The organism is Emticicia sp., from assembly GCF_049241225.1.
Taxonomy (GTDB): Bacteria; Bacteroidota; Bacteroidia; order Cytophagales; family Spirosomataceae; genus Emticicia.
Map to the genome: position 1 here is coordinate 3109 of NZ_JBMLRC010000099.1, position 10818 is coordinate 13926.

A 10818-nucleotide genomic window follows, 5' to 3' on the forward strand; every position below is an offset into this window, starting at 1 on the left:
ACCACTTCCCCAATAACTCAACTTATTTAACTTTTACATCAACGTGGTCGGCGTCACCGAGTAGGAAGCCGTAAGGTTTTAAACCTTCAATCGAATCGAAAATTACTTTGATGATAGCCGTTAGCGGCAATGCCAAAACCAAGCCACCCATTCCCCAAAGCGAGCTAAAAAGTATCAATGAGATAATGGCCGCCATTGAGTTGATGCTCACTTTTGAGCCGACAATGTAAGGCGTAATGAAATTTCCTTCTAAAAATTGTATGGCAAAAAACAAAGAACCCACACCCACCGCACTGATTGGGCCTTTAGTAATTAGAGCGAAAAGAATTGGTAAAAGAGAGCCAATTGCAATACCAATATAAGGAATAAGCACCAAGAAAGAAGCCAAAAAGCCAAAGAAAATGGCATGGTCGATGCCCAAAATATAGAGCCCGATGGTATTCAAGATTCCGATAATACCAATAACCATTATCAAGCCCACCATGTAATCAATAACCACGTTTTTGATTTTTTTCAAAACCACATTTACACGGTGGCTACTTACTGATTGAAACGCTTTGTAGAAAAAAACTTTGATGAAATCACGGTAAAGTAGCATCAGAAAAATGTAAAGTGGAATAAGCGTCAGATTTCCCAAAAGTCCAGTGGTAGTTGAGAGTGTATTTCCTAAAATATCGCTATTATTCTTTAGAAACTCAGTTACGTATTTTTTGCCTTCGGCTTTTTGTTGAGTTTTACTGATATGGAAATTTCGACGAATGTAAGTCTGTACTTCTGAGAAATATTTTTCGGCTTTTTCGGTAAGCTGTGGTAAAATTTCTTCAAAATCCATGATTTGTATATAAACCAGATAAAAAAGCAAAACTAAAGCTCCAATCATAAACAAAATAGCAATCGTAATGGCCAACCAGCGTGGAAAACGCAATCTCTCAAGAAACTGACAAACAGGTAGCAACAGCAATGCAAAGATTCCTGCGAAGGTAAGAGGAATAAGTAGGTCTTTGAGCATATACATTCCATAGATGATAATCACCAACGAAATCAGAATGTAGGCGAGTCGTGTAGGGAAAGGCTGCTGAAATGTTTTCATCTTCATAAATAAAGTTTTTGGGAGATAATTCGTTGTTTTATTGACAGGTTTTTTCAAAATTAACTATCTTGTTAGCCAATTTCAAATTTTTCTCGTTGATTTAGCAAACCATTCCTTCAGCTATGTTTCTTTATAAATTCTATATGTTCTTGTTTTCTCTCAAAATTGCTACTTGTAATTGTCACAGCGAAATACAAAAAAGTGGTTTTCGAAGGGCAAAAAGCGAATACGAGATTACGAAAACAGGCAGAATGCCCACTTGTATCAACGAAAGCTCGGGTTTGGCAAAAGCTTGGCAAGAAAACTATTATTGGACCATCAACGATAGTGGGGGCAATACCGAACTATACATGATTGGCGAACAAGGCCGTGTTTTTGATACACTTTTGGTGAATGATTCAAGAAATATTGATTGGGAAGACCTGACCAAAGATGATAAGGGAAATATCTATGTCGGAGATTTTGGTAATAATGGCCAAAACCGCAAGGACCTCACGATTTATAAGTTCAGAAATGGCAAAACCGAAAAAATAACATTTCATTACGCCGACCAAGACCATTTTCCGGCCAAAGATAAGATTTTTGATTGCGAAGCATTTTTTTGGTACGGCGGGAAACTCTATTTATTCTCGAAAGATTGGACACGGAAACACCAAACGCAACTTTATAGCCTGCCCGATAAAGCGGGCGATTACGCACTTTTGCCCGAGCAGAATATTTTTTTGAAAAGCCCAATAACTTCTGCCGACGTTAGTCCAAACGGGAGAGAATTTGCTCTACTTTCTTACGGTAAAATCTATGTTTTTGAGATTTTAGATGGGAAAATTGATTTTTCTAAACCAAAATCATGTATAAAAATTGGTAGAAATCAGATGGAATCGATTGCGTATGTAAACGATACCGATTTTGTAATGACCAACGAGCAACGCAAGATTTATCGGGTAAATAAAACTACTCGTCAGTGAGACACTGACAACGGAACAGTTTTGTTAAATTTAAGATTAATGATTAGAGATTGAAAATTGTTGATTTTTAAAGAATAAACAAGATTCTAAAATCATCAATTCTCAATCATTAGTCTTCAATCATACGTTTTTCCAAAACAAAAAAGGGCGTAAACCAATCAGATTTACGCCCTTTTATATTTATCAGAAATCGTCTTCTACAACTTCTTCTTCTGCCGGAATTTCTCGTTTTTTATGTTCAACTTCGTTTCTTTTATCTTTAAATTTTTTGATTTGTGACTTCAACGCCTCCATGGCTAAGTCGGTTGCTTCTTCAAATGTTGTGCCTTTTTCTTCTGCAAAAATGGTGCTACCCGGAACACTCAACTTGATTTCAATGTGCTTTTTGTGAATTTTATTACTATCTCCTTTGTCTAATTTTAGAAAAACTTCACCACTGATAAATTTGTCGTAGAAGGTTTCTAATTTGTTTAATTTGTTTTGGATAAATCCGACCAATTTAGGGTCGATGTCGAAATGGACTGCATGCACATGAATCTTCATAACACACTAATTTAGAGTGAATAATTACATAAACTACTGAGATTCAAGATATTAATCTGAGGTCTAAAGCCAACAATCGCTCACGTCTTCAATTTTACCTCTTGAATCTACTCTTTCAAAGAACTTTCATTAATCTAACGTATGAAAAAAAACAATACGAGTCAAGAAATTTTTGTATAAATTTATTAGACGATGACAAAAGGTAAGATTGTATAGATGTGAAAGGCTTTTTAGAATCATCGATAGGGAAATGTCATTTTTGAGGCGATAAAGGAGAAAAAAATAGCAAATTACATTAAAAATAACCGATTATCAGCATTTTGATTGGAAATCTAAACCACTTCTTCTACATTTCATCTTTATTTTACAACCTATTTTAATCCAACAATGAAGGCAATCAAAATCAGTAATTTGCAAAAGGCGTATGGGAGTAGTTTGGTCTTGAAAGACGTTAATTTAGAAGTAGATTCGGGCGAAATTATTGGCTATATCGGGCCAAATGGAGCAGGGAAATCTACGACAATCAAAATCCTAATCGGAATGATTCCCGATTATGCTGGGAGTGTAGAAGTGATGGGGCTGGACGTAAAAACCAACCCAATGGAAGTGAAGCGTTTAATCGGTTATGTTCCTGAAAATGCTTCGTTGTATGATACACTTTCGCCAATGGAGTACCTGCGATTTTTGGGAAGTTTGTATCAATTAGAAACCGAGCAAATCGAAGAAAAAGCCACCGAATTACTCAGGCTTTTTGCTCTTTATGACCAACGAGACGACCGCATGACGACTTTTTCGAAAGGTATGAAACAAAAAGTATTGTTGATTTCGGGCATTTTGCATAATCCCGAAGTGATATTTTTAGATGAGCCTCTCTCTGGCCTCGACGCCAATGCCGTGATTTTGGTCAAAGAAATACTTTCTCAACTCAAACACGCTGGCAAAACCATTTTTTATAGCTCGCACATCATGGATGTGGTCGAGAAAATCTCCGACCGAATCGTACTTATCAATAAAGGAACTATCATTGCCAACGGTACTTTTGAAGAACTGAAATCTCAGCGAGAAACGGGTTCGCTCGAACAGATTTTCAACCAACTAACGGGCAATAACGAACACGTACAACTGGCCGAAGAGTTTATCCAAGTAATGAACCGCTAAATTTCCACACCTTACACAAAATGATAAATTTCTACATTAAAATACTTTTTCTGCTTCGCCCAATTTTCCTACGGTTGGGCGTAAATTTTGAGCAGTTGGTGGCCATTGTTGGGGTAAAACTCAAAATGGATAATCGCCGAGCAAGGTTCAATCAATGGAATAAAAATCAAAGCGAATCGAATAATACCTTTTTGCTTACTTTGTTTTTGTATTTTGTCATGGCCAGTGCTTTTTCACTGCTAATTTATTTTTCTGCATCGGTTACAGCGGCCTATTCCTTGGTTTTTGCGGTAATGATGTTTATGCTGGCCATGACCCTCATCACCGACTTCTCGGCGGTTATTCTCGACTCCAACGATAATGCCGTTTTGCTACCTCGTCCCATCGACGACCGCACGCTGCTTATTGCCCGCATCACGCATATTCTGATGTATCTGCTTTCGATGATGCTCGCTTTGGCATTGCCGTTTGCTATCGTATCAGTAATAAAATACGGGGTTTTAGCAGCAATTTCTTTCCTGATTATCAGTTTATTAAGTTTGATTTTGATAGTTTTTCTGACCAATATTTTTTACTTGGTTTTGATGCAATTTACGAGCGAAGAACGCCTCCGAAATATCATAAATACTTTCCAAATCGTATTGACTGTTATTTTTATGGGCGGCTATCGTTTGGTTGGGCGAATAGTTAATCTCGAAGCCTTAATGAATGGCATTGATACAAAAGTGCAATGGTGGCATTTTCTTGTGCCGCCAATTTGGATGGGAAATAGCATGAATACCATTATTAAACACGAGTTTGATTCTACTAAGTTTCTGTTTCTCTTCCTGACCCTAACCGTGCCATTTATGGTGGTTTTCTTGGTAAGTAATGTCTTTTCGGGAGTATTTAACCAAAAAATTGCGGGAATGGATATTGCCAAACGCCAAGAAAAAATACCGAATAAAGTTGCAAAAAAAGGCTTGGTCGAAACGTTGTCGAGTATCTTTACGGGTACGGCAATGGAGCGTGGTGCTTTTGAATTTGTTTGGAAAATTACGTCTCGTGACCGTAAACTAAAACTCCGAATTTATCCATCTTTGGCGTATTTGCTTACATATCCACTCTTAATGATTGGTACTCGGCGAGGTGATGGAAATTTTTGGCAACAAATAGAAGAGCTGGGAGCGTCGCCAAGCATGGCAATTGTGGTGATTTATCTGTGTGGAACCATTTTGCTGACCATCAGGAGTCAGATTTCGCAATCCGAAGATTTTAAAGCGGCTTGGCCTTACGAACTCGCCCCAATCATTAAGCCTGGCGAAATACTGAGCGGCTCACTTCGGGCCATTATGGTAAAATTTCTTTTACCGATTACGCTTTTTTTGAGTTTAATTTTATCAATTATTTGGGGGGTAAATTTGCTTGATGATTTACTCTTCGGAATGCTGACAATTACAAATCTTGACCTACTCTTATCAATCGGCATGAGCAATGAACTGCCTTTTTCGACCGAAATCAAGAAAAACGGCGGTGGAAGTTTTATCCGAAACATGGCTTATGTTCTACTTACCGGAATCATCGGTTTTGTGCATTATATACTCATGCAAGTGCCTTATGTGATTGGTGTTTTTATGCTTATTCAGTTGGCATTAGCGTTATATTTATTCAAAAAATACCGTGAAGTAGGTTGGGAAAAAGTAAGAATGGAGTAAAGATTTGTAATAGCTTAAATTTATATTTATCTTAGATTAAAAAAACAAGCCAAGATGACCAAAGAATCTTTTATTTATGATGAACTTTCGGATTTCATAGCGAAGATGAATCCTAAAAAGGTTATAAACTTTAAAGCTTCCGCTGCAAATCAGCAGAAAGTAGATGCTCTTTTTGCAAAACAAAAAGAAGAAACGCTTTCGGCTGAGGAGAAAAGCGAATTAGAACACTATCTTGTTATAAATAGAATAATTGGGCTTGCCAAAGCACGAGCCATTAAAATCACAGAAGCATGAGTAGAAGTGCTATCACTCTCAAATCCAGAAAAGAGATAGCTTCACGAGCCAACTTTCGATGCGAATATTGTCTTTTATCCGAAAGGGTTTCTTATTTTAGTTTTCATATCGAGCATATCAGAAGCATCAAACATGGGGGCAATAATAAGCTCGAAAATTTAGCTTATTGTTGCCCCGATTGTAATTTTTATAAAGGAACCGATATCGGAACTTTTGTGGGGAGTGAATTAAATTTAGTTCGCTTTTTCAATCCAAGAATTGATATTTGGCAAGAACACTTTGAGATACAAGATGCAAAGATTGACGGAAAATCAGAAATAGGAATTGCTACGGTGCAGATTTTTAAATTTAATGAAATAGACAGACTAATCTTCAGAAAACAGTTAGTTGAACTTGGATTGTATCCATGAGTTAATGACCTTTCCCTTCATCTATGAAACGATACCTATTACCTTTATTATTGATTACTGGCTTTGTCTCCGCTCAAAGTCCGCTGGTTGAACAAGCCAGAAATTACCGAAAAGCCAACGAAAATGCCCTGTTGGGCGAGTTTATGGGCTTACTTTCGATTCCTAATGTGGTTTATGATACCGTCGGGATTCAGAAAACGGCTGCTTACATTGTGAAAATGATGGAAGCCCGTGGCATTAAGACTCAATTATTAGATGCTACCACAAAGGGTGTTCCGCCAGCAGTTTTTGGTGAGGTAAACGTACCAAATGCTACCAAAACTATCATTTTTTATGCTCATTACGATGGCCAACCAGTTAATCCAAATCAGTGGGCTGAAGGAATTGAGCCTTTCAAATCGGTATTTTTAGATGCTTCGCTCGAAAAAGGTGGGAAGATAATTCCAGCACCCAAAGCCAACGAAAAAATCAATCCCGAATGGAGAATTTATGGTCGTAGTGCCTCCGATGATAAAGCAGGTGTTTTTTCGATTCTGACTGCTTATGAGGTTTTGACAAAATTGGGCATTCAACCAAGTGTAAATATCAAGTTTTTCTTTGAAGGAGAAGAAGAGGCTGGTTCGACGCATTTATCAGAAATTCTCGAAAAACACAAAGATAAACTCAAATCAGACCTTTGGGTAATTTGCGATGGCCCAGTGCATCAGTCGGGCAAAAAACAAGTGGTTTTTGGGGTGCGTGGCGATGTGAATATGGAAGTAAAAGTATATGCTTCCAAACGACCATTGCACAGCGGACACTACGGCAATTGGGCTCCGAATCCTGCCATGCTTCTATCAAAATTATTAGCTTCGATGAAAGACGATAATGGCCGAGTTTTGATAAAAGGTTTCTACGATGACGTTGTTCCTTTTACCGAAACCGAGAAAAAAGCCATTGCCAAAGTGCCACCAGTTGATGAGCAAATGCGAAACGAATTAGGTTTTGTGCGTGCCGAAGGTGGCGGAAAGTCGTTAGTTGAATTAATCAACTTGCCTTCGCTCAATATCAATGGCATTTCGAGTGCCAATGTGGGAAAAATGGCCGCAAATGTGATACCAGTTTCGGCAACGGCTGCTTTAGATTTACGTTTGGTTTTGGGCAACGATGCCCAGCGTCAAGCACAAAAAGTGATTGACCATATTAAAGCACAAGGCTATTATGTTACTAAAAATGAGAGTATTACCGACGAAGAACGCATGAAATATCCGCTCATTGCTCGTGTGCAAGTGCAAAAGGGCTATAACGCTCAACGCACAAAAATGGATTTACCGATTGCCCAAAATGTGATAAAAGCTGTGCAGTCAAGCACCAACGAAGAGGTAGTTTTGATGCCAAGTTTGGGTGGAAGTTTGCCACTGTTTTTGTTTGAGAAATATTTGGCAACACCAACCATTACGGTACCGATTGCCAACCACGATAATAATCAACACGCCGAAAACGAAAACATCAGAATTCAGAATATTTGGAATGGAATCGAAACCTATGTGGCTTTGATGAAAATGTAGGATTTAAAAAAGAGTAAAGAATCAATTAATTACGTTAGATTCTTTACTCTTTTTACTCAAAATTATTTTACTTCTACTTCAGCTCCTGCTGCTTCAAGTGCCGATTTTATGCTGGCGGCTTCTTCTTTTGTTACACCAGTTTTTAATGGAATTACTATCGGACTATTTTGGCTGAGTTGTTTCATGGTTGCACCAAAATTCAATCCAAACAACGATGAAATTACTTTGGCCACTGATTGTTTGGCGTTTGGTTTACTGGCAGTAATAAATAACACTTGTGTCGTTTCTTTCTGAAAAGTGCTTTGTGCGTGGCTTTTAGTAGCGGCGGTAGTAATACCAGTAATAGTAAGAGCGAGAGCGAAGAATATTTTTTTCATGATTCTAAAGTTTATTTTTAAGATTATGCTACAAAGATATGTGGCTGCTTACGCTTATTTTTTTACGTTTCATGAAATGTACTCTTTATTCTATAAAGTGTTGTTTTTACTTTATAGAATGAAAATTCATTGGTAAGTGATTATCAAATTGTTAGTTCTTCATACTTAAGCAATAATTCAATAAATCGACAAGCCTTAAAACACAAAAACCTTCAGAAATTGAAGGTTTTTGGTGGTTTGGTGTCATTTTAGGCTGTGTTATTGATTAATGCTGTTTGGTGTCTTTATACTGCCAAAGCACGTTAATGATTTTCCAAGAATCGTTTATCTTAACAATGTGCATATAATCAATCCATTCGTCGGCTATTAATTTTACTGAGGCCGTACGCTCCGAAACATCAAGCAAAAGCACTTCTTTTTTTGGCGAACTCGGAAATTTATCTCCATTTCGGTTATAACTTTCGGCCAAAAGCACCATTGATTCCGTAGTTGTTTCACGAACATAGTCTTTACCTGTTGCTTTGTCTTTCCAAAAAGTTCGCTTCACCATTCTTGGGTGTAAAGCCCTTTCCATTTGGCTTGGATTAGGCTTATGCTGCGATTCTATGTAGTCAAGTGCGGCTTGTTTGATAGCTAAACTATCTTGTTTGGTCTGACCAAAAACTATATTACTGCTTTGCATAAATAAAAATGACAGCAACAGTCTCTTGAAGAATCCCTTCATATCATTATTATAATTTTGTTGTTGATGAGTGTTATTCCGCATTAAAATCTTTGAATACTTTCTTGATATTGGCGTCAGTTGCTTTATTTTTTGGCTCCCAAGCGGCATCTAAATCAAGCACTACTAAGCCTTTTAAGCTCATCACATTCATGAAATCATCAACTTTTCGGATAAAATCTGGCCCACGACGAGAAGATTTTAGAGCAAAATCTCGGGCAAAAATATCGCCTTTGCTTTGCAATTCATTCTTCTTTTCGATGATATAATTGAGGCGGTCGATAATGTCTTTCATCGAGCGGCCAATCACTTCGGTAGCTTCGAGCGTACCGATGGTTAGTACGGTCGTACCACCCAAAGTCGAAATCAGACGTTGTTGGTCGGGTTTATCTTTTGGCACAAAAACCGATGATAAACTCGTGGTTGCACCCAGCGAAGCATTAATAACCGAGCGGTTTTTCTTGCCTTTTTTGGCTCTGATATAGGCTTTTTTAAGTTCGTCTTCTTTTTCTTTCATTTGTTCGAGCAATTCCCAACCACGTAGGAGTGTACCACGATACAAATTATAAAGTTTCAAGTCAGTTTCAGCTTCGTTGATGGCATTGCGTACCACAAATCTGATGGTTTTTACATCACGTTTTTTGGTTTTATCCAGCACAAAAAAGTCGATGTTAAAACCGAGCGAGTCGAGCGGATCTTTCACAAAATCATAGCCAGGTTGCCACGTAAACTCGTATTGATTAGAGGTATTTTTGATTAAATTTTTCTTGCTAACATTCGGATTATCAGTCAGAAAGTCAAATTCTTGAATATCATCATCGCCGTTGGGGTCTGATAGATAAAATCGAATATTGATGGTCTGATTTTCCTTTATCTTGAAAACATTATCTTTCGGCACAACCACAATTTCGGGTGGTAAATCAATCTGAGTGGCTTCAATTTTCAAACGGCCTTTCGATTGCGTTTTTGCGGGTTGGTCTTCTACGTAAAACTCCAAAAACATCGGATTTCCATCGAGCGTTTTGTCTTTTAGTTTCTTGAATTGTGTCAATGATGGCGACCATGAGATTTCGCCCTGCGAAGTCATTTTCATTCCTTCGGGCATCGACTCAAACGACGGAATTACTACAATCGGGTCGTTGTCTTCATCATACACAAAATCACGGTCGATTTTATAGACATTATTGGTATTGTATTGCACATAAAAAGGCTTCAAGTCTCGAATCGCAGGGCTACGATTGACGTGCTGAATACGAAATTCAACTTTTGAAGAGAGCGTTTCGTTGGTAGAATCGCACTTGGCTTCAAAAATTACTTGATGAAATTTATAAGAATCAAGCCTATCGACCATCGAATAGGGGGGAGTCCACGTAAAACGCCCGAGTGAGTCGAAAGCCATGCCTTCGAGCTTACCTTGGGGAATCGTAAAACGGAATTTTTCGCAGTTTTTTCCTTCTACTTTTAGTTCAAAAGAAACCTCAGACCCTTCTTTGAGTTGGGTCCATTCTTTTCCTGCTGGTAGTAATATTTTGGGTGTTTCTTGTGCAAATATTTGGTACGAAAAAAATACTAATATACTAATTGTCAGGATTTTAAATTTCATTTTTGTTGTTGATTTTTACAAATTAGCAAGTGTAATTGCCATATTTATACATCATCGCTTTCGATGGCTACTTCTTGGTTTTCTTTGGCGTGTGCTGGCCCCGGTACTCCCGGAATAACCACACATGGGAAACCAAATAGACAACGGTCTTTTATCATTTTTATTACTTCATCAGGCACGTTTTCTTCCCAGCCCTCTTCTCCGCTTTTGATTAATTGAAGTGTTTTGTTGGTATCGATATTCATATTAGTCTCGTTGTAGTGATGAATATCTTCAATTTTATTGTTGGCAATCAGATAACGATATAAATCAATCAATTGCACGGGCGGATTAAACCTCATGCAGTTCATGATGTTGTTGTTTTGGTAAGTCGGATAAACGAAAAGTTTGAGGTTTCGACTGAAAAGTGTGGCAAA

General features: G+C 37.8%; 11 protein-coding genes and 1 pseudogene. 6 read left to right on the plus strand and 6 right to left on the minus strand.

Annotated features, from left to right (window positions below):
• Positions 1 to 22: 22 nt before the first annotated feature.
• Positions 23 to 1096: an AI-2E family transporter gene (locus tag ACOVO2_RS06025; RefSeq protein ID WP_421769099.1), complete on the minus strand. Its 1074-nt coding sequence runs from the start codon at positions 1094 to 1096 to the stop codon at positions 23 to 25.
• A gap of 245 nt (positions 1097 to 1341) precedes the next feature.
• On the opposite strand from ACOVO2_RS06025, the gene ACOVO2_RS06030 reads away from it, so the two are divergent.
• On the plus strand, positions 1342 to 2055 hold the full coding sequence (locus tag ACOVO2_RS06030; protein ID WP_421769100.1) for a hypothetical protein: 714 nt from the start codon (positions 1342 to 1344) through the stop codon (positions 2053 to 2055).
• A gap of 183 nt (positions 2056 to 2238) precedes the next feature.
• Here ACOVO2_RS06030 and hpf read toward each other — a convergent pair whose 3' ends face one another.
• Positions 2239 to 2598, minus strand: a complete 360-nt coding sequence (gene hpf / locus ACOVO2_RS06035) for a ribosome hibernation-promoting factor, HPF/YfiA family (protein ID WP_421769101.1) — start codon at positions 2596 to 2598, stop codon at positions 2239 to 2241.
• A 387-nt stretch (positions 2599 to 2985) separates the two neighbouring features.
• On the opposite strand from hpf, the gene ACOVO2_RS06040 reads away from it, so the two are divergent.
• From ACOVO2_RS06040 to ACOVO2_RS06060, 5 genes are read left to right on the plus strand one after another with little or no spacing between them, the layout of a single operon-like run.
• Positions 2986 to 3756: an ABC transporter ATP-binding protein gene (locus ACOVO2_RS06040; RefSeq protein ID WP_421769102.1), complete on the plus strand. Its 771-nt coding sequence runs from the start codon at positions 2986 to 2988 to the stop codon at positions 3754 to 3756.
• Between the two features lie 20 nt (positions 3757 to 3776).
• Complete coding sequence (locus tag ACOVO2_RS06045; RefSeq protein ID WP_421769103.1) at positions 3777 to 5450, plus strand: hypothetical protein; 1674 nt, start codon at positions 3777 to 3779, stop codon at positions 5448 to 5450.
• A 54-nt stretch (positions 5451 to 5504) separates the two neighbouring features.
• Positions 5505 to 5744 carry a hypothetical protein gene (locus ACOVO2_RS06050; protein WP_421769104.1) on the plus strand — a complete coding sequence of 80 codons (240 nt, stop codon included), beginning with the start codon at positions 5505 to 5507 and terminating at the stop codon, positions 5742 to 5744.
• A complete protein-coding gene (locus ACOVO2_RS06055) occupies positions 5741 to 6154 on the plus strand; it encodes an HNH endonuclease (protein WP_421769105.1) in 414 nt (137 codons plus the stop codon). Before ACOVO2_RS06050 ends, ACOVO2_RS06055 begins: the two co-directional genes overlap by 4 nt.
• Positions 6155 to 6177: 23 nt before the next feature.
• Positions 6178 to 7701 carry a M20/M25/M40 family metallo-hydrolase gene (locus ACOVO2_RS06060; RefSeq protein WP_421769106.1) on the plus strand — a complete coding sequence of 508 codons (1524 nt, stop codon included), beginning with the start codon at positions 6178 to 6180 and terminating at the stop codon, positions 7699 to 7701.
• A gap of 62 nt (positions 7702 to 7763) precedes the next feature.
• Here ACOVO2_RS06060 and ACOVO2_RS06065 read toward each other — a convergent pair whose 3' ends face one another.
• The 4 genes and pseudogenes from ACOVO2_RS06065 to ACOVO2_RS06080 form a co-directional block, all read right to left on the minus strand.
• Positions 7764 to 8078 (minus strand): ribosomal protein L7/L12, encoded by a 315-nt coding sequence (locus ACOVO2_RS06065; protein WP_421769107.1) that lies wholly within the window; start codon positions 8076 to 8078, stop codon positions 7764 to 7766.
• Positions 8079 to 8343: 265 nt separating this feature from the next.
• Positions 8344 to 8844 carry a nuclear transport factor 2 family protein gene (locus tag ACOVO2_RS06070; RefSeq protein WP_421769108.1) on the minus strand — a complete coding sequence of 167 codons (501 nt, stop codon included), beginning with the start codon at positions 8842 to 8844 and terminating at the stop codon, positions 8344 to 8346.
• Positions 8834 to 10402 (minus strand): hypothetical protein, encoded by a 1569-nt coding sequence (locus tag ACOVO2_RS06075; RefSeq protein ID WP_421769109.1) that lies wholly within the window; start codon positions 10400 to 10402, stop codon positions 8834 to 8836. Before ACOVO2_RS06075 ends, ACOVO2_RS06070 begins: the two co-directional genes overlap by 11 nt.
• Positions 10403 to 10446: 44 nt before the next feature.
• Positions 10447 to 10818: pseudogene (locus ACOVO2_RS06080) on the minus strand (TonB-dependent receptor); the annotation flags it as partial.

What these genes read in the sequence shown, in the direction of transcription:
- ACOVO2_RS06025 (WP_421769099.1), bottom strand. Translation starts at nt 1,096, where the DNA reads ATGAAGATGAAAACATTTCAGCAGCCTTTCCCTACACGACTCGCCTAC.
- ACOVO2_RS06030 (WP_421769100.1), top strand. Translation starts at nt 1,342, where the DNA reads ATGCCCACTTGTATCAACGAAAGCTCGGGTTTGGCAAAAGCTTGGCAA.
- hpf (WP_421769101.1), bottom strand. Translation starts at nt 2,598, where the DNA reads ATGAAGATTCATGTGCATGCAGTCCATTTCGACATCGACCCTAAATTG.
- ACOVO2_RS06040 (WP_421769102.1), top strand. Translation starts at nt 2,986, where the DNA reads ATGAAGGCAATCAAAATCAGTAATTTGCAAAAGGCGTATGGGAGTAGT.
- ACOVO2_RS06045 (WP_421769103.1), top strand. Translation starts at nt 3,777, where the DNA reads ATGATAAATTTCTACATTAAAATACTTTTTCTGCTTCGCCCAATTTTC.
- ACOVO2_RS06050 (WP_421769104.1), top strand. Translation starts at nt 5,505, where the DNA reads ATGACCAAAGAATCTTTTATTTATGATGAACTTTCGGATTTCATAGCG.
- ACOVO2_RS06055 (WP_421769105.1), top strand. Translation starts at nt 5,741, where the DNA reads ATGAGTAGAAGTGCTATCACTCTCAAATCCAGAAAAGAGATAGCTTCA.
- ACOVO2_RS06060 (WP_421769106.1), top strand. Translation starts at nt 6,178, where the DNA reads ATGAAACGATACCTATTACCTTTATTATTGATTACTGGCTTTGTCTCC.
- ACOVO2_RS06065 (WP_421769107.1), bottom strand. Translation starts at nt 8,078, where the DNA reads ATGAAAAAAATATTCTTCGCTCTCGCTCTTACTATTACTGGTATTACT.
- ACOVO2_RS06070 (WP_421769108.1), bottom strand. Translation starts at nt 8,844, where the DNA reads ATGCGGAATAACACTCATCAACAACAAAATTATAATAATGATATGAAG.
- ACOVO2_RS06075 (WP_421769109.1), bottom strand. Translation starts at nt 10,402, where the DNA reads ATGAAATTTAAAATCCTGACAATTAGTATATTAGTATTTTTTTCGTAC.